This is a genomic window from Virgibacillus sp. LDC1 (assembly GCF_025792345.1).
In the GTDB taxonomy this organism is placed as follows: Bacteria; Bacillota; Bacilli; order Paenibacillales; family Paenibacillaceae; genus Paenibacillus_AQ; species Paenibacillus_AQ lautus.
Genome location: NZ_JAOXLZ010000006.1, coordinates 241,179 through 268,097 on the forward strand (window position 1 = coordinate 241,179; position 26,919 = coordinate 268,097).

The window sequence follows — 26,919 nt, forward strand, 5'->3', positions numbered from 1 at the left end:
TCTAAATAAATCGGAGTAATGGCAACCTATGTCCTAGTTGCCCAAAAAGTGTTCCGTAATGAACTCAAGCTGGTACTCCAGCGTGGTTGCATCATTAAAATAAATACGGTTTCCGTCTGCTTCGAACACGCGGCCATTCTTCACCGCCGGGATTTGCTTATACGTCTCGGTTTGCTGGAAAGACGTATCGGCATCGGCAAATTTGCTGAGAATGACATAGTCGCCGGCATATTCCGGCAGCACTTCCGCAGAAAGGGCATAATAGCCGTCCTTCAATGCCATTTCTTTCACTTTTTCCGGCATTTTCAGCTTCATTTCCTGATACAGGATTTCCGTACCGCGCCCCCAGTTATCGCCGTATACATAAAGCTGCTTATCAAAGCTCTCGATCACGGACACGGTTGCGTCTTCGCCGATTTTCGCGCGAATTTCATCGCCGGCTTTTTGCGCCCGCTGCTTGAAATCGTCGATCCAGGCTTGGGCTTCTTTTTCTTTGTTCACAAGCTTGCCGATTTCAAGATGCTGCTTCAGATAATCAACTTTACCGTAGGTGAAGGTAACGGTTGGGGCAATCTCTTTCAGCTTATCCACGTTCTTGATATTGGACAGGCCGATGATGAGGTCGGGATCCAGTTCGATGATTTTTTCCAGGCTTTCATCCGTTACTTCTTCGGCATCCTTGATTTTGTCCGCAAATGCGGGATTGGCCTTGGACCAGGAATCCACGCCCACCATGTTGACGCCGAGTGCAAGCAGGTCGCCTACGTAGGAGGACAACACAATGACGCGCTGCGGATTGGCAGGCACCTCAACGGGTCCGTTCTCGGACTCGTATGTAATGGTCCCGGATGGGGCTTCGCTTTGTTCCGTTTTAGGTGTTTCGGCCGTTCCTGTATGGTTGCTGCTTGTCTCCGCAGGCTTGCTGCTGCAAGCACTAAGAATGAGCAGCAGCGCTATAAACGGGATGAGTAGTTTCTTCGTAGGTGTCGTTTTGCTGTGTTTTGAGTACATCCTCTTTTTCCCCTTTTAAAAGATTGTATGTGATACAGATCGGTTTTGCCGTGCGCGGATCGCGGCCGATCTCGGCATCGATATGGAATACTTTCTTTAATACGTCATGTGAGATGACGGCCTCCGGATCTCCGGCCTGAATGATATCTCCATCCTTCATCGCGATAATGTAATCCGCGAATCTGGCGGCTTGGTTTAAATCATGCAGAACCATAACAATGGTACGCTCCTGCTCGATGTTAAGCCTCTCCAGCAGTTCCAGGATTTCAAGCTGATGCGCCATGTCCAGATACGTGGTCGGTTCGTCAAGGAAGATCATTTCGGTCTCCTGAGCCAGTGCCATCGCAATCCATACCCGCTGTCTTTGCCCACCGGACAGAGCATCCACCGAGCGATATTTGTAATCCTGCGTTCCGGTAACCTCCAGCGCCCAGTCAATTACTTCCATATCCTGCTTGGTCAAGCGGCCAAAACCACGCTGATGAGGATATCGGCCATAGGAGACAAGCTCGCCAACCGTCAATCCGCCCGGTCCTTCCGGAGTCTGGGGCAGAATGGCCAGCTTTTTCGCCAGCAGCTTAGTGTTCATCTTGGCGATTTCTTCCCCATCGAGAATGGCAGCACCGGACTGGTAAGGAATAATGCGGGTAACAGCTTTCAAAAGAGTGGATTTGCCGCAGCCGTTAGGCCCAATAATGGTTGTGATTCTTTTATCGGGAATATCTACGTTAAGACGATTCAATATCAGATTCTCGCCGTAACCGACGCTTATTCGATCTGTACTTAGGCGAATCATCATTTCACCTCCAGAGTAGTTAGCTATCAAACGATAATGATTCTCAATTTCATCCATAAATATAATGGGGGGCCGCGTCATTGTCAATAAATATCTTAATGGAAATTTTAAATAATATTCATGTTTCAACCGAATTATATCCATATATAGATTGGCTGGATGTTACATGCCTATATATAGGCGAAATTGTGACAATATGAATTTTTTCTAAATGTTTGATTGTAAAAAGGTTGAAGGCAACGTATACTAATTGATAATGATAATCATTTACGTTACAAGGTGATCACAAGCAGCCTTTTAATCTATAGACCGGGAGTGAAATGCATGAGTGGGAAAGAGATATTTGATGTAACGGTTATTGGTGGAGGACCAGCAGGATTATATTCTGCTTTTTATAGTGGACTGCGGGGCATGAAGACCAAGATTATAGAATATCAACCCATGCTTGGCGGGAAGGTTCACGTCTATCCGGAGAAAATGATATGGGATGTCGGCGGACTGACGCCCGTTCCGGGCGCGAAGCTGATCGAACAGATGGTTCAGCAAGGTCTGACGTTTAATCCCGAAGTGCTGTTGAACGAGAAGGTTGAATCGATCGCCCGCAATGAGGAAGGGCTGTTCGAATTACATACGGCGAACTCCGGCGTGCATTTGTCTAAAACGGTTATCGTGGCGGTTGGAGGAGGCATCCTGAATCCGCAGAAGCTGGAGATTGAAGGAGCCGAGCGGTTTGAGGTGTCGAATCTGAACTATACGGTGAAGTCCCTGCAGCATTTTAAAGGCAAAACCGTCATTGTGTCCGGTGGAGGGAATTCAGCCGTAGATTGGGCGAATGAGCTGGAGCCTGTAGCGAAGAAGGTGTACTTGGCCTACCGCAAGGACGAATTGTCAGGCCATGAAGCCCAAGTCGAGCAGCTGATGAACAGCACGGCCACGTGCCAACTTAATACATCGATTACGAAGCTCATTGCTTCGGATAATCATGAGGTAATTGAGCGGGTAGAATTGACCAATAATGCGACAGGGGAAATTTCCTATCTGGCGGTTGACGAAGTCATTATTAACCATGGCTATGAACGGGATATGTCGCTGCTGGAGAACAGCGAGCTTGATATTCACCGGGTGGATGACTACTATATCGCGGGCAACGCAAGCTGCAATTCTTCCATACCGGGACTGTATGCTGCCGGCGATATCCTACATTTTGACGGGAAGCTGCACCTGATCGCAGGCGCCTTCCAGGATGCCGCGAACGCGGTGAACAGCGCGAAGCAGTTCATTGAACCGGATGCCAAAAAGTACGCGATGGTCTCTTCGCATAACGAGATGTTCAAGGAGCGCAATCGCGAATTAGTGAAGCAATTGATCAATTAGTGATTGCAGTAAAACGAATAGATCTCATTAAGAACGAAGAGAAGCGAGGGGATCCCCGCTTCTCTTTTTTTTGCGTTTCTTTACGGTTTTGGGATAATCCCTGAAGTAATCAACGGGCCGTAGTTGAGCAGCTGCGTCATCATGATCGCCATTTCTCTTGCGGATTTATTCATGCCGGACTCGATCCAGTGGATAACTAAGCCGATATTGGCCGAGGTCATATAAGCAATCAGGTAATCGCTCGGAATGATTTGATTCTCGCCTGCTGGCATTCTGAACGCATGCTTAGCAAACATATGCTCCTTCATGAACTCCCTGAATTGGCGAACGAAGGATATGTCCCCATTCGGGCCGACGATGGCCCGGAAGAAGGCGGCATGCCGGATGAGCTCCTCAAATATTTGTTCTGACGCCGGATAAGGCTCCCCCTTTACCGCATAGTCTCTGGAATCCCTGGGATCGATATGGATCACGATGTTCTCAATTTTCTGAAGCACCTCTTCTTTGATTTTATCCAGCATATCCGACACATCCCGATAATGCAGATAGAAGGTACCCCTGTTGATATTTGCGCGATTGGCGATATCGGTGACGGTAATCGCGCTTATGTTTTTTTCGCCCATGAGCTCAAACAAGGTTTGCCGCAGCAGCTGGTTCGTCCGGATTTGCCGGCGATCCGCCTTCTTGGTCAAGGAATTCCCCTCCAGTACAATTTGAACACTTAATCAACAGAAGGCTCGTACACTGATGAGTAATGAACACTCCGCTGAAAGCTGATGATTGAACATATTTCTCTCTTCATTATAATTAACGCTGTGATCATTAATCAACAGTTTGTTCATTAACATCGAGGAGTGGTAGATATGGGTTTCTTAAGACAAAAAACGCTGTGGATCGGCGCATTGGTTGTCATTCTGGTGCTGTCAATCTTCGGCGTAGCCATGATGGGATCGATCGTGGGAGCGAAGCCGAAGTCCCTGCCCGTTGCACTGGTCGTCTTGGATCAACCGGCGGAGTTACCGAACGGCGAACCCCTTGCTGTTGGCGACATGATAAAGGGGATGCTGCAGGGAAACTCGCAGATGCCCATTCAGTGGGAGATCGTGAATTCGGAAGCGGAGGCACGGGAAGGGCTCGACAGCCAGAAGTATTATGGAGCCCTCGTACTGCCTAAGGACTTAAGCGCGGGCATCTTGTCGCTGCAGTCGCCTTCTCCGAAGCCCGCTGTGGTTCAAGTGCTGGTGAACGAGGGGATGAGCACGCAGGCATCCGCTGCAGTGAAACAGATGCTCGGGCAAGCGATGAAGATGGCGGGAGCGCAGCTCTCCAAAGCAGGCACTGACCATGATCAGCGTGCAGACGGATATGCTGCCGGTAACAACAGCACAGGCTCTCCTTACCCCGTTTGAGGTTCATGAGGAGGTTGTTCACCCTGTCGGGGTTAACCATGCAAGCGGCAATGCGCCGGGCATGCTGGTACAGATTTTATGGATCGGGTGTCTGATCATTAGCGTATTCTTGTTCCAGGCGCTGCAGAAGGCAGTGGCCGATGGCAGCAGCAGGGGAACCTCGATCGTGCTGCAGGGCGCTGCAGGTTTGCTGCTGGCCGGTCTGGCTTCCGGTTTTCTGGTGTGGATGGCATCCTCCTGGTATGGCATGGAGCTAGCGGACGGGGGCGGTGTATGGTTGATGCTGTGGTTGGCGGGTTCCGCCTTTTTCCTCCTTCAGTCGACCCTGCTCAACTGGATGGGAATCCCGGCAATGGGGATTCTGGTGCTCCTGATGTTCTTCTCGATGCCGCTTCTCAATATGGCACCGGAGTTTCTGCCGCAGGCAACGCAGGATTGGCTGTACTCGTGGACGCCGCTCCGCTTTGCTGCTTCGGCTCTAAGAGATGTGATGTATTTTGATGGAGTTTCCGCATCTTCCGCGAATGCTGCCGTACTATGGTCTATTGCCGGAGGTTTCCTTGTTCTGCTGCTTGCCTCGGTGCTGAAGAAGGGGAGCCCTTCCGATAAAAGAAAGTCGATGACTGCTTCTTAATAGAATAGCTAGTGAATGGGCAGTGTGGGGTGTGTACCCGCACTGCTTTTTTACTTAGCTTAAGCAGGTTGGTCCCTGCGGCTGGGTACATGACATGGCAAAGGTTAGCAACGTGACGGTCACCCTTTTCTTCAGGTGAATAAAATACTATCGTTCTTCATGATGACAGCCTGTATAATCCTGAATAAGGGAGCGTGAGCGTAAGTTGAAGATTAAAGTGATCATAGCGGACGATAACTCTTTTATCAGGGAAGGCATGAAAATCATTCTGGCCACGTTTGATGAGTTCGACGTGGTAGCAACGGTTGAAGACGGCCAGGAAGCGGTCACCTATTGCGAAGCCCATGAAGTGGATGTGGCGCTGATGGATGTCCGGATGCCGAATCTAAACGGCGTTGAGGCCACGAAACAGCTCACGGAGCGTACCAAGACCAAAACGCTGATCTTGACGACCTTCGACGACGATGAATACATTACCGACGCGATCCTAAACGGCGCCAAGGGTTATCTGCTGAAGAATAACGATCCGGAACGGATTCGCGATGCGATCAAAACCGTGTACCACGGCCATCATGTGCTGCAGGACGTCGTGCTGGATAAAATCAAATCCGGGCTGAAGCCGGACAAGGAAGACAGCGGTACCAAGTTCGACCGGAGTCTGTTCACCGAACGGGAACTGGATATTATGGCGCTTATCGCCAAAGGGCTGGCCAACAAGGAAATTTCGAAGAAGCTGTTTATTTCCGAAGGCACCATTGCCAATCACATCACTTCGGTTCTCAGCAAGACAGGTCTTGAGCATCGAACCCAGATTGCGATTTTTTATCTGACGGGGGAAGTGAATAAGTGAGCGAACGCCGAAATTATGCCGAATCGTGGATCATCGGCTTTAAAACGATTCTATTCCTGTATGTGATCGGCCAATCTTATGCCTCTGATCTTGCGATAACGCCGTGGTATATCCTTGTCATTCTGCTCTACCTGTCCGTGAATGTATCCGTCTATATTTTCAAGAGCCGGAATGTACAGCCGTTCTTCATGGTACTGGCTGTTCTTGTTGTTGCGGCTTCCTCATTCTACATCCATCCGCTGTTGTTCATGCTGCTTCCGGCGAACCTGTATGAGCTGCTGTCTTTATACCTTCGCAGGAGCTGGATGATCCTGGTCCCCCTGTTGGTTCCAGCGCTTATGGTGCCTCACGAACTTGTCATTACCTATGTCTTTATATCCGTTCTATCCTATATCTATCTCACGATGCTAAGAACTTTTGTAAGCCGAGTCGCATCCTATCAGGAGCAGAATGAGCACATGCATCTTGAACTGGATCGGCTGACCGAGCGGCTGAGCGAAAATAATGAGTACATCCGGCAGTTTGAATACATGTTCAAGCTGGAAGAGCGAAACCGGCTGTCTCAGGAGATTCATGATAAAATCGGGCATTCCATGACGGGTGCATTGATTCAGATGGAAGCGGCCAAGCGCTTGATGGCAGCGAATCCGGACAAGTCCGCCGAGCTGCTGCAGAATGCCATCTCGATCTCCAAAGAAGGCATTGAGAGCATCAGGCTGGTCCTGAAGAATGTGAAGCCGCCTACGGAACAGCTCGGCATCAACCGGATGCGTTTATTTCTGGAGGAGTTCTCCGCTCAGCATTCGATCAAGACCGTATTGACGCATGAGGGTAATGTCGATCGAATCACGCCGCTGCAGTGGAAAATCATTCAGGATAACACTCAGGAAGCGTTAACCAACACGATGAAATATGCTCATGCAACGGCAGTCTCGTTACATATTGAGGTTCTGGGTACCATGATCAAGGCCAAGGTCAGCGACAATGGCAAGGGCATGCAGAAGGTCATCAAGGGTCTTGGGATCGTAGGCATGGAGGAGCGCGCCGCGGTCGTGAATGGAACCGTGATCGTAGATGGCTCCAGCGGCTTCTCGGTGACCACTTTGATTCCTTACAGCTAACACCCGGTAGGCTGGATTTGGCGGACTATGGAGATTGGGCCGAGGGAATTTCATCTCCCCAAAAGGGTGAGGATTTGGGTCCTCAACAACATGAAGATTCTCATGGATAAGGATGAACTTGTGCACTATCGCAAGGGCATCCTTTTTTCGTACGATACATACAGATCAAGTCCACCGGTTGATGCGTGGATGAATATGGAGGCGAAAAACGTATGAACGTGCTGGAGATCAAAGGGCTCACGAAGAAGTTTGGGGATTTCATAGCGGTAGACCAGTTGTCGTTGAATATACGGGAAGGCGAGATCTTCGGCTTCCTCGGCGCGAACGGAGCAGGCAAGAGCACAACCATCAATATCATATCGTCGCTCATGCCCATGACCAAGGGAGAGGTTCATGTCCTGGGCAAGAATCTGATAAAGCATCGAAAGTTCGCGAAGCAGCAGATCGGCATGGTTCCACAAGAGGTCGCGATATATGAGGATCTGACCGCCTATGAGAATGTTCATTTTTTTGCCGGATTGTATGGACTGAGAGGGTCGGAGCTTAGGAGCAGGGCCGAAGAGGCGCTTGCCTTCGTCGGACTTAGCGACAAACACAAGATGTACCCGAAGAGCTTCTCCGGAGGCATGAAGAGACGACTGAATATCGCCTGCGCGATTGCCCACAGACCGAAGCTGATCATCATGGATGAGCCGACCGTCGGCATCGATCCCCAATCGAGGAACTATATTCTGAACTCGGTCAGGAAGCTGAACGAGATGGGCAGCACGATCCTGTACACGAGCCATTATATGGAAGAGGTGGAGGAGCTCTGCACCCGGATTGCCATTATCGATCACGGCAAGATCATAGCGGAGGGCACGAAGGCACAGCTGAAGGCTATCATCACGGACCAAAAGGATATCGGAATTGAAGTGCAATCGGCTGCCCATCTCGAAGTGAGTAAGTTGGAGGAGATTGCAGGCGTCAAAACGGTAGAAGTGAAGGAAAATATCGTGCACATCAGCTCCGATGCAGAGGTTAATAACCTGAATAAAATCATTCAACAATTCACGGCGCAAGGCATTGAAATTCGTTCCGTTCAAGCCTCCGAGCCGAATTTGGAAACGGTGTTCCTGACGCTGACCGGCAGGAGCCTCCGGGATTAACAGACCAGGGAAGGGGGAGGTGGAAGGACATGAACGTACTAAGAATCGCGCTGAAGGAGATGAAGATCGTCCGGGAGCCGCGGATGCTGGTATTTATGCTGGCAACCCCGGTGCTGCTCATTCTGATCCTAGGGACGGCGCTTTCGAATGCTTTTAACGGGAGTACGGCGATTGGAGACATCCGGGTGTTATACCATAACAGCGGAACGGAACCCGCGCTTACGGAACAATGGCAGGCATTCATGCAGGAAGCGGAGCGCTCATCGGGCATCGTCTTTGAGCAAGTCAGGGAAGGCATGGACGGAGGGCAGGAAGTGAGAAACAACCGGTACACCGGTTACGTGGAAATGGACGGCCAAGGGATCCGGTATGATGGAAACAGCCGCAACAGTATGGAGAACGGGATTGTGCAGGCGATGCTGTCCGCATTTGCCGACCGGTACCGGCTGTCAGCCGAAGCCGCGAAGATGGATCCGGAATATAAGAACAAGCTGCTTGTTAATGATGGAGAGAGCTATGTGGTTGAGTCTTCCATTCAGGGAGCGAGGCAGCCGGGTTCACTTGATTATTTTGCGATTGCGGTGACTACGATGATCATTCTGTATAGCGCCTTGACGGCAGGCGGATTAATCGATAGTGAGCGAAAGCGAAATACCGCGCAGCGCCTATTGGCCTCACCGGTAACGAAAGCCGAGATTTTTGTCGGAAAAATATTGGGCACGCTCGCAATCAATGCCGTATTTGTCATTATCGTTGTGCTGATCAGCAAATATATGTTCAATGCTTACTGGGGGGATCATCCGGTCATGGTGTTCCTAGTATTGTTGAGCGAGATTCTGTTTGCGCTCAGTCTCGGGCTCGGGATCAGTTACGTGCTGAAGGGAAATGCCGCCGGGGCTGTCATCATGGTCATTATTCAACTGGCTGCGTTCTTTGGCGGAGGGTATACGCCGGTTGCGAGCACAACGGGATTCATGAGGGAGGCCGCAACGTATTCTCCCCTGCATTGGTCCAATGAAGCTCTGCTGCAGTTGATCTATTCCGGTAACGGGTCGGCAGCCATGAATGCGATGATGCTAAACGTCGGTTTTTCCATCCTGCTATTAGCTGTAGCCATGATTTCAATGCGAAGAAGGGAGGGGCTGTAATGATGAAGGATATGCTCTGGCTCATTCGTAAAACGATATTGACCTCGTCGAAGGATTATAAAAATCTGCTGCTTGTGATCGCGCTTCCTATTGTCGGCATTCTGCTATCCACTTTAATCTACAAGGGTTCCGGAGAGATTTCCGTCACCATTGGCATCGTGAATCACGATGTCGAACAGAAGGTCACGCAAGATACGATCGATTTTATGGCTCAATTAGAACATACCGAGACTTCGATCATTAGGGAATCGGAAGCGGATGACTTGATTCTGTCGGGTGAGCTCGACGCGGTGCTGGTCTTCCCGGAGGGGTTTGCGCGAGGCGTAATGCTAGGGACACCCGAGCCGGTTCGGATCGAATCGATTAAGGGAGCTCAGGTTACGGGGTATGTAAAGTCATATCTGAACGCATACGTCCAGAATATTTCATCCATGGGGAGGATAGCGGGTGGCGATGCCGCCGCGTTTAACGACCTATACAGCGGTTACCAGAATTCAACGTTTCATTTGTCTACGGCTACGGTTGCGGATCAATCGGCCAATCATGATGTCACCAACCGGACGATCGGTTACTTGGTTGTGTTCATGTTATTCTCCGCCGTGAATCTATCGGCATTGACGATCCGGGATCGCGAGAATCGTACGTACTATAGGCTATTATCGTCACCAATTACGGCCCGCAGCTACGTCTTCTCTAATGCCATCGTGAACCTCGTTCTGATGATGATTCAGATTGCGGCCACCTTGTTTGTTTTGACCCGGTTCTTTCATATCGAGCCAGGCATCCCGTTATGGCAGATGTTTCTGATTCTGTCGCTGTTCGCTCTGGTCGCGGTCAGTTTATCGCAGGTCATTGTTGCATTCTCGGACAGCACCATGATGGCGAACGGAATCCAGACGATGGTGATTATGCCAACTTCGCTGCTGGCAGGGTGTTTATTCCCGATCTCCGTGATGCCGGAAGCGATTCAGCGAATCGCCGACTTCCTGCCGCAGTACTGGCTGCTCGATACGTTCGGCAAGCTTCAGCAAGGAAGCGGGCTAAGCGACATTATGCTAAATGTGGCGATTCTGCTGGCTTTTGCCTTGGCCTTATCGCTGGTTGCTACCTACAAGTTCGCAAGAAATAGAGATACACAGAGCTATATTTAAAAATTTAATGGTGGGGTCTCCTTGTACTGCACATAGGATGGCCGACTATAAGCGATCAGGGGCTTGATGTGTTCTTGAAGTATTAAATTAAATAAAGCAAGGCCGTCCCAATCGGGATGGCCTGTGTATAACTCAAAATGGTATGAATGGCCCGGGCTAATTATGGCCTGTACTTGCCCTTTATGAGCCTATACATGTCATCATAGGTGGCGCGAACTGCCGGTTCATCAGATCGTGCCGCTTGGAGCAATGTGTCATTCCCTTGATAGTAGGCTCTAAAAGTATCCTTTGCATAACCGAGTTGGATAGCACCGTTAAGATAGTCATAATATTTCTGCCGGAAGTTGGCATCTGTCAGGATACGCTCATCGAACTCCATCTCCATCCCCATCCCGAGTGATTTAGCCCAATCAGCCGCATCCCGTACACGATCCAGCGGACTATCCGCTTGGAAGAAATAGTTTGGCTGATAGGCCACGGCATCAAAACCTAATTCTTTCCAGGTGAAGAATTGATAGCCACGCAGATGTGGAATCCAGTAGAATAACAAGTCGTTGTCATGAACGATGTTAGACGCGTGTTTTATCAACTTTGCATCATTCGTACCGTCCGGCGCTACTTCTTCGTTTAGCCAATATAATCCGGCAAGGTTAAGATTATTGTAACCCTTCGCGTCCCAGCGCTGGATCAACTGATCGATATACCAGTCGACCGCTTTCTTCTTGCTTGCGAGCGAAGCATCGGCACCTACTTGAGCGGCGTTAAAGTTCTCCGTAATACCGTCACCATCTACGTCTCCAAAATTAGTCTGTGGTTCAGCCGGGTAGGGAACCATAAGAACCACCGGGTATTTGTCGGTGGATTTACCGCCGGGCTTGCCGAGCTCCTTCATTACTTCTCCCACTGCAACGTTCAAGGCATCCAGATCTCCGTCGGTGGCGAATGTCTTATCCAGATACCATTTCCAATCGTCCCAATTGGACCCGTTAAAGGACATGGCGAATGAACGGCCAGCAGGCGAACCGAGACCCAAATAGAGAATGCCATCGAATAACCAATCACTCGGCGTTCCGTTCTGATCTACATGCGCGAGATAAGGAATCAATTTCTCCGTTGTCCAGTCCCCTAATCCCTTATTGTAATGTCCATTATACAAAAGAGCCAAATTGGAGATACCGCCGGTCTGGGCGCCAGGCTGCAGATATAGTTCCTTCTCATTGGGAACCGTTGCCCCTTTGATATGTCCATCCTGGCCCATGACCTGAATTTCGTCAAGAAGCACCCAATCCTTGGTCGTAAACCGGACTTTAACATAACGGGAGAAGACCGCTGACGACGACTTATCTCCTCCCCCCGGAACGCCGTCTTTCACAGCGTCCCATTCGAAGGTGTATTGGGGAGGGTTAACACCGATCCAGAATGCCACAGGTGGTCCGGCATGCTTCAGCGCCGTCCAGTCTTTCCCGTTTTTCGAGGTATAGATCGACACCGCGTTCGGATATTGGATCTTTGCGGATGGGATCTGCAAGAAGTTCGCGCGAATGGACGAGACCGATTGATCGCTGCCAAGGTCAATCGTGATGACTCGGCTGGAACCCTTGTAGAATCCGGTCCATGCCTCGTCGGCAGGGTCGTCGCTTGCCAGTACGCCGTCGGTCAATTCGCCGCCCGTATCGGGGTACGGATCATTCGCCGGCTCCGAGACAGTATAAGGCTTGCCTAGCGCTACATTCATTTCGTAACCTCCATCTCCATTATTGCCGGTCGATGTTAACTGCGGATGCGATGAATCAGCTTGAGCGACGGGCGGCAGAATGCCCGTCAACAGCAATGCAGATAGAAGATAGCTTCCGATTCGCCTAAATTTCATTATGATTCCTCCTCAGATTGGATATGATCACATCGCCGAATCCATATATTCATCCGGCTTGATGCCTTCATAACGGGCAAATGCGCGTTTGAAGGAATATACATTTTCATAGCCTACACGGCGGGCGATGTCATCGATGCCGCATTTTCTTTCTCTCAACAACTCCTTAGCCATTTCCATACGAAGCCGGCATAAATAATCATAAAAATTGATTCCGGAAACTTCTTTAAAGATTTTGGATACCTTGGATACCGACATTTGGAATATTTCAGCGAGCTGCTTTAATGAAATGTCGGCGCTGGTGTAATTTTCGTTGACATACTGCAGTAATTGGCTGCCTGCTTCCATTGTCAATGATGTGTTGGAATACCGGTTCCGCTCGCAAATCAATGTTCCCAATTCATATACATAGCTCCACATCTCCCCGATATCTTCTCCTTTAACTCTATTAGCAAACTGTTTGGAGTAAATGCCTATATCGAGGTTAAGCTCATATAATACTCTCAGCATCGTTTCCATTAACAATGAAACCAGATTGTTCATACTTGCTTTGGACAAATTGCGTTTTCCGTTTTCAGTACTGATTTCGTGCAGGATTTGCATCGATGTATCCAAGTTCCCGATCTTCAGATTATTAATTAACTGCACCTCCCAATCCGTCGGATAATAATAGTCGACAATGGATTGGACAGCTTCCTCCTGTGATACGGGAAGACGATCTCGCGAAAACAAAATATACTGCAGGTTTTCATTGGCCGCATAATACGATTTACTGATACCGACAAGCCCTTTCTCAACGGTTCCTGACAATACATAAGGATGAAATCCGCAGGTCTGTTCAAGCTCCGCCGTAATGCTGACGGCCACTTTCTCCATTATGCCTTCCTGCCCGAAGTTGCTCTCGGAGGATAAAATCAGCGCTTTATCCGCATTGGTCACTTCAAATAGTTCATAATCAAACCCGTACCGGTTCATAACTTTTTCGACAATCACAATCGTCATCATTTCGATTTTGCGTAAGCTATCGTAATTAGAGATATCGCGAATGGCGTGGAAGCTGATCAGCAATGTGCAATAATACATTTCATCGTTATAACCGATGCCGAATTTTTCTAATCCATTGATCTGCTGATCATCTGTAAAATAACCTTTGAGCAGGCGATGGAACAAGTTGGATTTAGCGGCCTTTTCATAATCCTGCATCAATCGCTGAAGCTTTTCATTTTCATGGAGCAGCCGGTCAAACGACTTTTCGATGTAATTGTATTCGGAATAGAAGGTCGTGCTGTCTTTGACGTCATCATAACGGATCGACGCAGAAAGCTTACTCAACAAAGCCCCCAGCGGACGATAACTGATTTTGGCCAACAAAAAGGCCATTAAGGTACCAATAGCGACAGAAATTAAAATGGCCAGCAGCGAACTGAAGAGATTATTAATACCGATCACACTAGTATTAATATAGGATATTTTATATTCCAGATCGCTTTCTTTCGAAGGCACTACAAACTCATAACTTTGACGGTCCTCACCTCCCTCCACGGCTACACCCCGGGTCTGTCTGTAAATCGGTTCTCCATGGGTTGTAATTAGAATTTCTTTGAATTCAATCCCTCCGAAACGGTGCATATAATCCGTGAAGTAAGCGCTATCAATAAAAAGAACAAGCACTCCCCGCGGATGATTTACAACCTCCAGGCTTTGAAAGATCGGGATCACACGTTTGTTGTTTCCCCACAACTTCACCGCTGTCGGCGGCATAATCTTGAAATATTGTTGCTCAAGAGTCGTATTTTGGATCATTCGCCGTATGTTGTTATCAAATACTGCGATGCTAGAGAAAAAATCATCTTCCGCAAAGGCCCCCCATGAAGAAAAAATCTGCTTTTTCTCCGGAAACATAATCATCCCGAAAGACAGAATGTTCAAAGAGCTGACTGAATTTTCGAAATTCTTGCGGATTTCTAGCATTCTTATCAAATCAAACTCATTATCATACACATTCGTATTTTGCATCATCTTCTTAACCCATGATTCACTGCTCAACAGATTGCCCATATTTTTAAGCTCGTTTACTTTGTTATCGACGACCGCTGCAATCCGGTTGGCATCCGAGGTGTGCTTGTCATGTAACTGCTGCCGTTCCTCCTTGATGTTCCGCTGTACATTCAAGGTGCTGAACACGATGATTGGAATCAGCAAGATTGCGGTGTAAGACAAAAAGGTCTTTCTAAACGTGCCACTTCCAAAGTTTCCATGTCTCAAAGGCACCCCTCCTCAGGTTGACTTCCACTCCATCATGAAGCAGAAGGGGAAAATGGCGAACTCCCCTTGCTGTCGGAGAGAACGTCCATTTTCCCAAATGCATGCGTTACTGGATGCTGTTATATCTGTCAAGCAGTTGCTGATCAATTGCAATTAAATCATCAAGTCCTAGCTTTTTCATTTCGGAGATATATTCATCCCAATTGTCGAGCGATTTTTGACCTAGAATAAGCTTGGTTGCAAGCTCTTCCGAATAAGTCCTGAGGTTCGTTAAGATTTTTGTTTTCGCTTCAAGCTGCTTTTCATCCGGAATTGCCAGATAGTTACCGTTCATATTGACGAAATATGGTTTGTATTTCAGTATATTCATCTCATGGTCGGCTTTTTCTTTAGACACATCGGACAACTCGAATTCCAGGTTAGCAAATTGAACGCGAGGGAACACCGTATCCCCAAATAACAGACGTCCGGCAGTTTGGCCTGTTTCGGCCTTTTCTGCATCCGATGTACTGTTGATAAATACTTTCGCCCCATTGCTATCCTTTTTATAAGTTTGCCCTTCGATTCCCCAATAAAGAAGATCAGCATATTTGTCCGAATAAATCATATCGAAAAATCTGATGGCTGCTTCCACGTCTTTGCAGTCTTTCGTAATTGCATATTTCTGCCATACCAGGAATGGCGGTTCGACCTGTACGGCTGGAGTAATATTGTCAACTGCACTGAGTGGCATCAATGGGAGAAACTCTCCTCCGCCATTGATGGTCGGCTCTAAAAATGTTTCCAAATTGTAGTCGGTTACAGAACCGACTTTGTTTTCCGTCATTTTCTGTTGTCTTTGCTCTATGGTCGCACCAACTAGGCTCGTATCGAGGATCCCCTCTTTTACAAGCTGCTGCATATATTGAAAGTAATCCTTGATCCCTTCCTGGTACCATGGGGAAACGACTTTTTTATTTTCTACATCCACCGCTGTGATGTCTGTACCAAGTCCGAACCATTGAGCTATAGCGTCCTCAAATTTACCTGTATCGTAAACCAGAACTTCGTCTTTATTACCGTTGCCGTTCGCATCCTGATCTCTGAACGCTTTTAACGTTTCTAAATATTCCTGAGCATTTGTCGGTACCGGAAGACTCAGCTTATCAAGCCAATCTTTGCGGATCAACACGGTCCGGGCTACCGGAGCCGGATCTTTGTCCTGATATGTTTTTTTATGCAGATTACTGAACCAGTACATCTTACCGTCAGGGGATGTTGTCGTTTTCTTAGCATAAGGGAATTCTTCATCATACATTTTTTTAATGTTGCCGTTGCTATACTTCTCAATCAGTGGCTTCAGATCAAGCAGAACCCCCTGCTTTGCCAAATTCAGCACGGTCGTGTTATCCAAAGCCGAAATGTTGACTATACCAGGTAGAGATGAACCTGACGCCATTCTCGTCTGGATGACCACATTGTATTGCTCATTTGGAACCAGTTCATATTCCAGATCCAAATTGGCATCCTGGATCATCTTCTCCATTTCTTTCCATACAGGGTATTTATCTCTGTCTTCGAATTTGATGTATTTGTTGCTACCGGTTGGACCCAGCAATTTAAGTTTGCTTGCTGTTGTCCCGGAAGCAGAGCCACCAGCTTCCTCCTTATTACCGTTTCCATTACTGGAGCCTGAGCTTCCGCATGCAGTGAAGGTCCCGATGACAAGAACTGCCACCATGATGGACATCAATGATCTTTTCCAACGTTTCATATTCTAAGCTTCCCCCTTAAAATGTAATAACGCTACCAGATACTTTTGATACAGTTTCCTTCGTTAGACAAGTGCGTGTTCAGAAAGGGTGGTTTTCAGCACTTTTGAATAATCTCATTAAGTAATCGCTTTCACAAAAATGTAAGCTAGCTTTATCCTCAGATCTATTCCTTCAAAGAACCGAGAAGCGCTCCTTTGATGAAATACTTTTGGAAGAATGGATACGTAAAAATGACCGGTAACGTTGTAAAGACGATGATTGTATATTTTAGTTGAATGTTGGACAGCATGTTCGCTACCGCATTTTTGGTATCCTCCATCGAGAGCATCTTCAGATCCACGGACTGCTGCACGATGACTCGGTATAAATACATTTGCAGCGGATGAAGCTTCTCATTCGGCAAATATACGAGCGCATCGAACCAGCTGTTCCAAATGCCGACAATCGAATAAATAGCGATAACCGCAAGAATAGGTTTGGAAATCGGTATGATGATCTTAAACAGCAGCTGCAGATGGGAAGCGCCATCGATAAAAGCAGATTCCTTTAGTCCATCGGGAATTGTGGTGAAAAACGTTCTTACTAAAATGATATTCCATATACTGACCATCCCAGGTATAATGATCGCCAACATCGTATTGTACAACCCTAGTTTATTCACCAGCAGGAAGGAAGGAATCAAGCCACCCCCGAAATACATAGGGATCAGCAGATACGCGACCACCCATTTTCTCCCCTTTAAATTTCGTACGGTTAACGGGTAAGCCCCCAACACAGCCATCAAGCAGTTCAATATGGTACCGACTCCAACGTAAATCAACGTATTGGAATATGCCCACCACATTTTCAGATCTTTTACAATCACTTCATAAGAGCTGAGGTTGAAGCCTTTAGGAAACCAAAAGACATTCATTGCCGCTACTTCTGAAGGCGAACTGATAGACATGATAATGACAAAATAAAAAGGATATAGTGTGATTATACAGAGAATTAACGCAATCACTAGAAGGATGATGTCGACCACGACAGAGCCTTCCTTGATCTTGTTCGGTTTTCTACGTACCAAGGCCATGATACTCCCCCTTACCACAAGCCGAAATCTGCAAATTTTCGACTTAGCGAGTTTGCGAAATACAGCAGCGTGAAGTTAAGAATCGATATAAATAGTCCGACTGCTGTCCCCATGCTGAAATTACCGCCAAGCAGGCCATCGCGGTACAAATAGGTGCCAATAACATCCGCTGTTTCATACACAATTGGATTGTAAATCAACAGAATAAACTCGGTATTTGCCGAAAACAGACCGCCAACTGCGAAAATAAGCAGAATAAAGATGGTCGGACGAATGGATGGCAGCGAAATATGCAGCATTTGTTTAAAGCGGTTGGCCCCGTCCATTTTGGCTGCTTCATATAAATGAGGATCAACGGAAGACATGGCCGCCAGATACAAAATACTGCTCCAGCCGAATGACTTCCATATGCTCGAGATGGTATAAATGGCCGGGAAATAAGCCGGTTCCGTGTTTAACGCAATTGCTGTGCCACCAAACATTTTGATAATAACGTTAACGATGCCATCAACATTGATAAAGGACAACACCATACCCGCTACAACGACGTTCGAAATAAAATGCGGTAAGTAACTAGCTGTTTGCACAAACTTTTTAAAGAAGCCATTTCTCAGTTCGTTTACCAATAATGAGAATAAAATAGGCACCCAAAAGCCAAACACCAGAATAAAGAAACTAAGTAAAAACGTGTTCCGCATCAACCTTCCAAAATAAGGCCCATTGAAAAAATTGATGAAATGCTTAAATCCAACCCAGTTCGTGTCCGTAAATGAGAAGAACGGTTTTCCTGGGAAATAATCCTGAAACGCAATAACAAGGCCATACATGGGTATATAGCTGAAAATAAAAATTTGAAGCAGAACGGGAAGCATTATCAGGTAAAGCTGAACATTATCACAGATGTGAAATGATCGGCGTTTTCTGGGTGGATCGATTGTGTTCATGATCTTCCCCTTCCATTGGCGATTTCGGTTATTTCGGGCCCGCTTCCGCATCTCCAATGATAGTCGCGTCCCGATTTGGATAGCAAGAAACATAATTTTCTCGGGTTCGCAATATTTTCGCAGGCCCCAAGCATTCGCTATTTAAGTGAATTCCAGAAGTCTCTGGTGATCCAAATAGACCAGAAATATGACACAATCAAATCCGCTCTTCCGGGGAAAAAACGATTAGAAAAAAATGAACAAAGCTATTTCATCTGGAGTTACTCCATGGTTTACAATGAGTCCAAGATACATGAGCTGGTTGAAACGTTGGACGATCGGGGGATGGTAAATGTTAGGTAAAGCACGAAGTGCCTTGCGGCAAGCCTTTCGCTTCACTGCTACCGGACTGACTCTAGGGGAGAAATGGCGTCTGGCTCTCCCTGGTCCGATCCTGTCAGTCGGGGGAGTGCTCATCCACAATGTGTTCTTGAAGTATTACACGGATATCATCGGTCTCAGTCCGAAGTATGTCGCATGGGTGTACATTATCTATAACATCTGGAATGCGATTAACGACCCGGTGCTGGGCGTATGGATTGACCGAATGAGGCATCGCGCGCACCGTGGGAAATACGTCTATATCATGAGAGTGACAGTGCCGTTCATGATCGTTGCCTCCTTCCTCATGATGCTGTCTAATCCGGCTTGGGATCAGTGGTTGATCTTTCTGCTGTATACCGGGTTGCTATTTATTTACGACACGGCTGCAACCGCTTACAGCATAGCCTATCAATCGTTTGTGCTGATCGCAGCGCCAACCAAGGAGGAGCGCATCGATGTTGGTGTGATCCAGAACTACGTATCCCAGGCGATGTCATTTCTGATCACCTTGATTCCGACGCTGCTCCTCGTTGGGGACGGAAAGCAGGGGGTTATCATCCCGATCTTCTCTGCCGTAATTGTGGCAGAATCGATATTTTTCACCTGGGCCCTGAGAGGACTGAGAGAAGATGCGCAAATGTACGAATCGCTGGATAAGCAGCATATCGATACAAAAGAGGTTTACAAAAAAGCCTGGCAGATTATCAAATCAAGGCCTTTCCTCACCTTTATTACATTTACCATCGTCACCGGCCCCGTGTTTTTCTACTTTACGCCGTTTCTCTACTACATGGACAGCGTAGTGCAATCAACGGGTATTGAAGCTACCATCATCGATGTGAGTACGCATGTGATCGCGCTTCTGTTCTTGCCGGTCATGGGATCTATCGTCAAGGAAAATGGAACGAAGAAGAGTGTATACCTGGGGACCATCTTTGTGGTGCTCGGATACGGAGGGATTTTTCTTGCTGACGGCATATGGACCGCGGCGGCATCCTACGTTCTGATCGTTTTTGCTGTGAACTATCTTCGTATGGCAATATCTCCTGTAGGGGCGCTGCTCATCGACGAGAATGAACGCACGACCGGCGTGCGGAAAACCGGGCTGTTCAACAGATTGTTCTCGTTATTCACGGTTGCCTTCTCCAGCCTGCAAACGGTTATCTTCATTAATGTCATCGGGGCATACGGATATGACGGTCTTGCGGCGGAACAGTCCGAGTCCGCCATGCTAGGCATTCGGGTAGCAACCGGGTTGATTCCGCTGGCCGCTTTTCTCCTCGGATTAATTCCGCTGGCATTGTACCCTTTTGATAAGAAAAAAGAGGATGACATCTCCGCGTTCAGCAATAACGCTAGAAGAGGGGGGGTGAAGATGTGAAGCAATCGGCGTTAAATTTGAATTTTACGATTGGCGAAGTGTCCAAAATTTTGGATATCCCGATCGATACCTTGCGTTATTACGATAAGATCGGACTCCTTCATTCCCGCAATCGGGACGCGAACAAGTACCGCTATTATGATCTTGAACAGTTCGATTCACTCATCACGATTCGAATGCTGCGGGCCATGGATGTGTCGATCGAGCGAATCCAAGCGCTGCTTCGGGACAACAGCCTAAACGCTATGCGCAGACTGCTCTCCGACAAGCGGCAAGACATCGATCGCCAACGGACTTATTTGAAGCATTTGTCTCACAAGCTGGACGTGTTGGATGTTCAGCTGCAACGGTTCGATAACACGGAGGTCATTGAGCTTGTACTAAGCCACCCGTGCTGGGTGCTTCTTACCGATTCTATCATGGAGAGCGCCGATCAAGGACTCGGGGGAAAAGTACAGGAACAGGTTCGCAGAATCAATGCCAGGGAATGGCTTGCATTCTGCCATACCATATCGATCGTGTCGCAAGATAACCTTAACGCAGGCCGTTATCACAATTACCTGTACAATGGCATTCTGTCCACCTTCCCGATGGAGGATGACTCTTCCGTCTTTCAGAGACTAGAGCCTCGCTACTGTGCCAGAAAATGCGTGATTATCGGCAGGGACGACTATGCCAAGATGGATGATCACTACGATCAGATGAAAGCTTTCATTCGCAATCGCGGACTACAGATCGCAGGCCATTCTCTTGAAGTCAATCTTTATAACCAGTACGACAATCATTACATTGAAATTTACATTCCGGTAGAAGAACGGTAGGGGGAAGCAGACATGAAAAAATTAGTGGTCGACGGACAACGATTCTTAAATGAAGACGGCGCTCAAGTGATCCTGAACGGCATCAATCTCGTATGCAAGGACAAGGCAAAAGGATATGTTGAGCCCTGTGATGCAGCTCTGTTCGCCTGGTTTCGCGAACAAGGCTTTAACGTTATCCGTCTAGGTTTAATATGGGATGGCGTCGAGCCGGAGCCTGGGGTCTACGACGATGCGTATCTGAGCAGAATCAAGCAGCAGGTTGTATGGGCTGAGCAGAATGATCTCTATGTTTTTCTGGATATGCATCAGGATTTGTACAGCGTGCACTACGGCGACGGGGCTCCAGCGTGGGCGACCCTCTCCGATGATCTTCCTCATGTTACCGGACATATTTGGAGTGACGCCTACCTGGAAAGTCCGGCTGTGAACCGCGCTCTGGATCACTTCTGGCGGAATACGTCCGCTTCCGACGGGATCGGCCTGCAGGATCACTATGCAGCGATGTGGAAGCATGCCGCACAGTTTATGGCTGATTGTCCGAATATTATCGGTTATGACATGATGAACGAGCCGTACCCCGGAACAAGCGGACAGGAGGTGCTCGGCACCATCATTGCCGCATATGCGGGGCATGTGATGCGAATAGCCGACCCGAACATGGAGCAGCTTGCCGGACTGTGGTTTGACGAGGAAAAGAGGCTGGAGGTTCTTGCCGGGATGGCGGAGATGGATACGTACCGCATACTCGTCGACAGCGCCAGAGAAGTATCGCAAATCTTCGAAAGGGAGGTTCTCGCGCCCTTTTTCAGCAAGACGGCGGCAGCCATTCGCTCCATTTCCCCGGACGGATTTTTGATGCTGGAAACGAGCTATTTTTCGAACATGGGGATCGAGTCCGGCTTGCAGCTTGTGCAGGATCCAGCCGGTCAAACCTTACACCATCAGGTGTTCGCACCGCACGGCTATGATCTGGTGGTCGATACGGAGCATTATGACATTTACAATCAGGATCGCGTCCAGCTGATTTTTGCTACCCATCGCAAGGTGCAGGAACGGTTGAACGTCCCGGTCCTGGTCGGGGAATGGGGAGCATTCTCCAATCATCCGGCAACCTTTCAGCTTTCCAGGCAGATCATTGCGATATTCGAGCGGTATCTTTGGAGCAATACATACTGGTGCTGGTGTGACGGCTTCAAGGAAGCCCCATATGCCAAGGCGTTGAATCGCGCGTATCCGCAAGCGACAGCCGGCGTGCTCTCAGCATACCGTTATGATCATGAAAACGGCAGCTTAAGTATAGATTTCGTTTCGTCCGTTGGAGAGACATTGATTTACCACCCCCATTTGGAGTCGATATCCAGAAGCGACGTGGCGGTTGCCGGTACGGACGCCTATCAAATCGAGCTGCGCCCTTTCCCGGATTCGAAGAGCGGCCTCTTGGCGATCACCATTCCTGATCAAGGGAATAAGATTACGGTTACGATAGGGAGATGATGTCAAGGGGGCCACAAGACATGGCGGGCAATTCAATAAATAAGTCGGGAATCAGAAGAACCATGGGGTTAATGCGAGGCGGGATAAGACTAGAACGGAGTAGACGCCGGTGTACAACGTAAAAGGCAAGCCAACAAAAATAAGCAGGGCGCCCCTTGATCTGATTCCTAAGCAGGATGCAGATATCAAGGGGACGCCCTGTGGTTCTTTCAAAACGTGACCAATCCCATCGCTTTCTTGGCTGCAAGCAGTGTTGGGACTGCGATTTCGGAAGCCCGCTTCGCTCCGTCCATCAAAATGCGATCAAGCTCGGAGGAATTCACGATTTGATGGAACCGCTCCTGGATCGGTTGAAGTTTCTCGATGACCACTTCAGCTAATTCCTTCTTGAACGTACCGTATCCTTGGCTTTCATACCGTTTCTCGATGACGGAGATGGCTTCCTCGGAGAATACGGAATAAATCTCGATCAGATTGCTGACCGCCGGCTTCTGCTCCCAGTCATGCCGGACCTGGCCATCGGAGTCGGTAACGGCCCTGGAGAACTTCTTGCGGATATCCTCCGGCGTATCCATCATGTGGACGCAGCTGTTCTTATTCGGGTTGCTTTTGCTCATCTTCTTGGACGGATCGTCAAGCCCCATGACGCGGGAGCCAATATCCTGGATGATCGGCTCAGGCACCGTAAACGTGCGGCCATACCGGTTATTGAAGCGCTCGGCCAGATCGCGTGTCAATTCAAGATGCTGCTTCTGGTCGTCACCGACAGGTACATGCGTTGCCTGGTAGAGCAGCACATCGGCAGCCATCAGGACCGGATACGTAAACAACGCGGAGCTTACGGTATCTTTTCCGCCCGATTTCTCCTTGAATTGGGTCATGCGCTTTAATTCACCAAAATGCGCCTGCGTCTCCAGCAACCACCCGAGCTCTACATGTGAGGGGACCTGCGATTGCAGAAAGATCGTCGCTTTATCGGGGTCAATGCCCGACGCAATGTACAGCGCGGCAATGTCCCGCGTGCGCTGGTGCAGCTCCATGGGATCCTGATAGACCGTGATCGCATGCAGATCCGGCACGAAGAAATAGGATTCATATTCATGCTGCAGCTTCACATATTGACGGAGGGCACCTCCATATCCGCCAATATTCAAATCCCCGCTCGGCTTGATGCCTGACAATAATCGTTTCATAAAAAACACCTCCCTGATAGTTTGCGAACAACACAAAAACACCTCATCCCTCTATGGGACGAAGTGTAACTCCGCGGTACCACCCGAATTCGACTGTACGGTCGCTCTTTAGCATGACGTGGAAATGGTGAAATGCACCATGATTCCTGCCATATCTCCCAAAGTAACGGTGGAGAGCCGTCAAGGCCTACTGCTCCGGCACAGCTCGGAGGTTCGGGTTGAAGCGAGAAGATCCATTCACTTACTCCGGAGTACCGGGCCTCGCACCATTCGCCGGTTCGCTTGGACCCCGAGAGATAAGCTACTATTTCTTCTCATCGCCGTGTGGTATGTTGTTCTTAAATTCATCTGCGCAGCTCTTTTCGAATCTGAAGAGAGAACAAGATGAGTTGAAGAGTATCATTACATAGGTGTTAAGTGAATGTCAAGAGGGGTGTGGGGAGGACTCGTGATGAGAGATAAGAATACGGCGATTCTCGTTGACGGATTATCCATACTGTCGCAGAGTAGACGGCAAACGGGAGATATTTGGCAAGCCCATTACGGAGCGGCAGCGATCGCGGGTTATTTTTTTATAAAAGAAAACCATTTGTCCGGGAAGGTTGAAGAGGCTGTGGCAGCGGAGAATCGGAGGATGATCGGCAAGTATTTGCAGCCGGGAACGGTGCCAGAGGAAAGCCTGAGCGTAGACAGCGCCGAATCACGGATTCTTGCAGCCCTTGACGGTACGATCGATGGTTTGCACTGGGTCGGGCACAATGTGATCTATGCCGCAATAAGTCTGGCTGCACTCCACGAGCTTGGAGGTGGTCTCCGCCATGAAGCAGCCGATATTGCGGAATTGGTCTCCTCTTTCGCGAAGACAATTCCGGGAAGGTCCTGGATCGGATATTCTGCAGCCGAGGTTAAACGGTTGACCCTGGATGAACATGACGGGATGCCTGAAATAACGGACGGCGATCAGCTGTCGGCCTTTATTTTGAATGAACTGGCCACTTATTCGGTAATCTACCGAGCGGAAGCCCATCATGACTTGATGGGGCATATGCTGACCTACTCCCATGCCTTAAACATATTGTATGATCTTGGCCACCATGCTTATTTTCGCAGAGGCTTGCCGGGTGTACTCAAAATCGCGAAGGTGCTCCGTGCCAGCCGCCAGCTGGACCCAGAAGAGCCGATTCGAATCGTATCGCCCGTGGATCGGCTGCCTCTCGTGGAGGCTGCAAGATCGTCTTATTTGCCAGATCAGCCGGAGTACTGGGCATTAGGTATCGACGGGGCTGTAATCGACTGGGACTTCGGCCATCTCTTTAAATTCCCATATAGTTTCTATCATCATTGGAACCGTGTTTCGGAGGCGCCGGCGAAGGCCATGGAGAATTTTCGTTATATCATCCATCCGGTGCAGACGGTCATTTCCTGAAGAGAGGTAACCTTTTTTATACGAATCGGCACTTAAGTGTTAGAGACACCGGGAAGGGAGGTTTAAGTGAACGTGTTCCAGTGGATTGAGGAAGCCCGGCGGGGCAGTGCCGAGGCCCAGGAAAGCTTGGTCCGGCATTTTACCGGCATGGCGCTGGCTGTGGCCTACGATAAATTGCGTGATCCCCATTTAGCGGAAGATGCCGTGCAGGAGGCCTTTACGGAGGCCTTTGCGAATCTGCATAAGCTGCAGGATTCCCGGCGTTTTCCCGGATGGTTCAAAGTGATCGTGGAGCGGCAGTGTTACAGGGACTTGCGCCGCAAGCAATTGCAGACGTTACCGCTGCATGAGGTTGAGCTGCCGGCTGGAGATCAGCGAAGCTTAGAGTCGGTCGTGGAAAAGAGAGAAATGATCGGTCAGCTGCATGCCACGATCGCGGATTTGCCACCCGGCATGCGGATTGCGGTCCAGCTCTATTATTTTCAAGGCTACAGCCTGCGGGAGATCTCGCAATATTTGGATATATCCTTGACGGCTTTGAAGAAGAGACTTTTTGATGCCCGGCGGAAGCTGAAGAACACGCTTCATGTAGCCGACTTTGTATCGGTGTTCACCGATCTGTATGAGGGAGGCAGGCGTATGCTGCATATCGTTAACGGGGATTCAGTAGGGGATAAGCTGAAGCAAGGGAACGTTCAAGGAGATATCCTGGTGTGGAGGGAGCTTTATTCGTTTGGTCCGGTCTTCACGAAGATGGACGAGCCGGATCATCGGAGCGCAAGAGCTCAGTATCTGGAGCAAACGCTGGGAATTCCGCAGAAGGAATATGTAAAGACCTGCGAGTCGCAGGAGAGGAAGCTTCAGGATTTTAAAAAATATGATGAAGTCGTGCTCTGGTTTGAGCATGATCTGTTTGACCAGACGATGCTGTCTTATTTGCTGCATTGGTTTAAGGATCGGCCACTCGGAAATACGAGGCTTAGCCTGCTGTGCATTGGCGCATACCCGGGCATCGAGCTTTTTCGCGGGCTGGGGCAGCTTAGCACGGAGCAACTCGAGACGTTATCGGGCACATGGCACACGATTGGAGAAGAAGAGCTTATGCTGGGCAGCGTGTTGTGGGAGGCCTATACCTCGGAACTGCCGGAGAAACATCAGCGCATGCTGGAGGTTGATTCCTCGGCACTGTCTTTTGCAAGCGATGCATTCGAGGCTCATCTGGCACGGCTGCCCTCTGTGAGCAATGGACTCGGGATCATCGAGCAGACGACGTTAGAGGCTGTAGCGGGCGGAATCCATAAGCCTTATGAGTTATTCCGAAAGGTAGGTGATAAGCTCCATACACTCGGAATGGGAGATCTGGAGTTCTGGTATTACCTGGCGAAGATGACGGAGGGGCCGGATTCTTTGCTGGTTATCGATGGTACAGCACCGTTTCCCGACTTTAAGCTGGCTGTACCCCATTTCCAAGATCGGGTGCTGCAAGTGACGAGTTTGGGGCATGAGGTGCTAGCCGGGAAGGCCGACTATGCCTGCACCGGAACCATCGATAAATGGGTAGGAGGCTTGCAGGTGAGGGGGAAGGATCCGTTATGGCGCTGGAACCCGGAGCGGAAGTCGGTTGTGCGGATGGCCGAAACCGATTAAACAACTGAAACAAGAAAAAGGGCGATCCTTGCTTGGCGTTGATGCCA

General features: G+C 48.8%; 22 protein-coding genes and 1 other annotated feature. Of the genes, 13 read left to right on the forward strand and 9 right to left on the reverse strand.

The window, feature by feature from the left end; translation table 11 throughout:
- Positions 1–33: 33 nt before the first annotated feature.
- Positions 34–1,011: an iron-hydroxamate ABC transporter substrate-binding protein gene (locus OHJ21_RS28985; protein ID WP_326118596.1), complete on the reverse strand. Its 978-nt coding sequence runs from the start codon at positions 1,009–1,011 to the stop codon at positions 34–36.
- Positions 935–1,807, reverse strand: a complete 873-nt coding sequence (locus OHJ21_RS28990; RefSeq protein WP_127592798.1) for an ABC transporter ATP-binding protein — start codon at positions 1,805–1,807, stop codon at positions 935–937. Before OHJ21_RS28990 ends, OHJ21_RS28985 begins: the two co-directional genes overlap by 77 nt.
- Positions 1,808–2,131: 324 nt before the next feature.
- On the opposite strand from OHJ21_RS28990, the gene OHJ21_RS28995 reads away from it, so the two are divergent.
- A complete protein-coding gene (locus OHJ21_RS28995; RefSeq protein WP_127592644.1) occupies positions 2,132–3,181 on the forward strand; it encodes an NAD(P)/FAD-dependent oxidoreductase in 1,050 nt (349 codons plus the stop codon).
- Positions 3,182–3,261: 80 nt separating this feature from the next.
- Here the strand turns inward: OHJ21_RS28995 and OHJ21_RS29000 are convergent, their stop codons facing one another.
- On the reverse strand, positions 3,262–3,873 hold the full coding sequence (locus OHJ21_RS29000; protein WP_326111158.1) for a TetR/AcrR family transcriptional regulator: 612 nt from the start codon (positions 3,871–3,873) through the stop codon (positions 3,262–3,264).
- 171 nt (positions 3,874–4,044) lie between these two features.
- Here OHJ21_RS29000 and OHJ21_RS29005 point away from each other — a divergent pair, with 171 nt between their 5' ends.
- The 7 genes from OHJ21_RS29005 to OHJ21_RS29035 all read left to right on the forward strand — a co-directional run bounded on the left by OHJ21_RS29005 (position 4,045) and on the right by OHJ21_RS29035 (position 10,642).
- On the forward strand, positions 4,045–4,590 hold the full coding sequence (locus OHJ21_RS29005; RefSeq protein WP_486021878.1) for a YhgE/Pip domain-containing protein: 546 nt from the start codon (positions 4,045–4,047) through the stop codon (positions 4,588–4,590).
- Complete coding sequence (locus OHJ21_RS29010) at positions 4,526–5,224, forward strand: hypothetical protein (RefSeq protein WP_486021880.1); 699 nt, start codon at positions 4,526–4,528, stop codon at positions 5,222–5,224. The genes OHJ21_RS29005 and OHJ21_RS29010 overlap by 65 nt, the downstream gene beginning before the upstream one ends.
- A 205-nt stretch (positions 5,225–5,429) precedes the next feature.
- Positions 5,430–6,074, forward strand: a complete 645-nt coding sequence (locus OHJ21_RS29015; protein WP_326111156.1) for a response regulator transcription factor — start codon at positions 5,430–5,432, stop codon at positions 6,072–6,074.
- Entirely contained in the window at positions 6,071–7,195 is a 1,125-nt protein-coding gene (locus tag OHJ21_RS29020; RefSeq protein WP_100541166.1) for a sensor histidine kinase, read from the forward strand. The genes OHJ21_RS29015 and OHJ21_RS29020 overlap by 4 nt, the downstream gene beginning before the upstream one ends.
- A 212-nt stretch (positions 7,196–7,407) precedes the next feature.
- On the forward strand, positions 7,408–8,343 hold the full coding sequence (locus OHJ21_RS29025) for an ABC transporter ATP-binding protein (RefSeq protein WP_100541164.1): 936 nt from the start codon (positions 7,408–7,410) through the stop codon (positions 8,341–8,343).
- A gap of 29 nt (positions 8,344–8,372) precedes the next feature.
- Positions 8,373–9,491 (forward strand): ABC transporter permease, encoded by a 1,119-nt coding sequence (locus OHJ21_RS29030; protein WP_100541163.1) that lies wholly within the window; start codon positions 8,373–8,375, stop codon positions 9,489–9,491.
- On the forward strand, positions 9,491–10,642 hold the full coding sequence (locus OHJ21_RS29035) for an ABC transporter permease (RefSeq protein ID WP_326111153.1): 1,152 nt from the start codon (positions 9,491–9,493) through the stop codon (positions 10,640–10,642). Before OHJ21_RS29030 ends, OHJ21_RS29035 begins: the two co-directional genes overlap by 1 nt.
- A gap of 160 nt (positions 10,643–10,802) precedes the next feature.
- On the opposite strand, the gene OHJ21_RS29040 is transcribed toward OHJ21_RS29035, so the two are convergent.
- The 5 genes from OHJ21_RS29040 to OHJ21_RS29060 form a co-directional block, all read right to left on the reverse strand.
- Positions 10,803–12,512, reverse strand: a complete 1,710-nt coding sequence (locus OHJ21_RS29040; RefSeq protein ID WP_100541161.1) for a DUF4855 domain-containing protein — start codon at positions 12,510–12,512, stop codon at positions 10,803–10,805.
- 27 nt (positions 12,513–12,539) lie between these two features.
- Positions 12,540–14,777, reverse strand: a complete 2,238-nt coding sequence (locus OHJ21_RS29045) for a helix-turn-helix transcriptional regulator (RefSeq protein ID WP_486021884.1) — start codon at positions 14,775–14,777, stop codon at positions 12,540–12,542.
- Positions 14,778–14,883: 106 nt separating this feature from the next.
- The gene (locus OHJ21_RS29050) at positions 14,884–16,530 is read right to left on the reverse strand and encodes an extracellular solute-binding protein (RefSeq protein WP_100541159.1); all 1,647 of its coding nucleotides are present in this window, start codon (positions 16,528–16,530) and stop codon (positions 14,884–14,886) included.
- Between the two features lie 164 nt (positions 16,531–16,694).
- Complete coding sequence (locus tag OHJ21_RS29055; protein WP_009591152.1) at positions 16,695–17,603, reverse strand: carbohydrate ABC transporter permease; 909 nt, start codon at positions 17,601–17,603, stop codon at positions 16,695–16,697.
- An 11-nt stretch (positions 17,604–17,614) separates the two neighbouring features.
- Complete coding sequence (locus tag OHJ21_RS29060) at positions 17,615–18,640, reverse strand: ABC transporter permease (protein ID WP_486021886.1); 1,026 nt, start codon at positions 18,638–18,640, stop codon at positions 17,615–17,617.
- Positions 18,641–18,878: 238 nt separating this feature from the next.
- On the opposite strand from OHJ21_RS29060, the gene OHJ21_RS29065 reads away from it, so the two are divergent.
- Genes OHJ21_RS29065 through OHJ21_RS29075 form a run of 3 tightly spaced genes read left to right on the forward strand, consistent with a single transcriptional unit; the run spans position 18,879 to position 22,606 of the window.
- Positions 18,879–20,291 carry an MFS transporter gene (locus OHJ21_RS29065; RefSeq protein ID WP_486021888.1) on the forward strand — a complete coding sequence of 471 codons (1,413 nt, stop codon included), beginning with the start codon at positions 18,879–18,881 and terminating at the stop codon, positions 20,289–20,291.
- Positions 20,288–21,112: a MerR family DNA-binding transcriptional regulator gene (locus OHJ21_RS29070; protein ID WP_486021889.1), complete on the forward strand. Its 825-nt coding sequence runs from the start codon at positions 20,288–20,290 to the stop codon at positions 21,110–21,112. Before OHJ21_RS29065 ends, OHJ21_RS29070 begins: the two co-directional genes overlap by 4 nt.
- 12 nt (positions 21,113–21,124) lie before the next feature.
- Positions 21,125–22,606: a cellulase family glycosylhydrolase gene (locus tag OHJ21_RS29075; RefSeq protein ID WP_486021891.1), complete on the forward strand. Its 1,482-nt coding sequence runs from the start codon at positions 21,125–21,127 to the stop codon at positions 22,604–22,606.
- Positions 22,607–22,815: 209 nt separating this feature from the next.
- Here OHJ21_RS29075 and trpS read toward each other — a convergent pair whose 3' ends face one another.
- Positions 22,816–23,799: a tryptophan--tRNA ligase gene (gene trpS / locus OHJ21_RS29080; protein ID WP_326111143.1), complete on the reverse strand. Its 984-nt coding sequence runs from the start codon at positions 23,797–23,799 to the stop codon at positions 22,816–22,818.
- 51 nt (positions 23,800–23,850) lie between these two features.
- Positions 23,851–24,126, reverse strand: a binding site (T-box leader).
- 124 nt (positions 24,127–24,250) lie between these two features.
- Between trpS and OHJ21_RS29085 the strand changes: the two genes are divergently transcribed.
- Positions 24,251–25,225: a hypothetical protein gene (locus OHJ21_RS29085; RefSeq protein ID WP_486021893.1), complete on the forward strand. Its 975-nt coding sequence runs from the start codon at positions 24,251–24,253 to the stop codon at positions 25,223–25,225.
- Positions 25,226–25,291: 66 nt separating this feature from the next.
- Positions 25,292–26,872, forward strand: coding sequence for a sigma-70 family RNA polymerase sigma factor (locus OHJ21_RS29090; protein WP_411830371.1), 1,581 nt, complete (start codon positions 25,292–25,294; stop codon positions 26,870–26,872).
- The last annotated feature ends 47 nt before the right edge of the window (positions 26,873–26,919 follow it).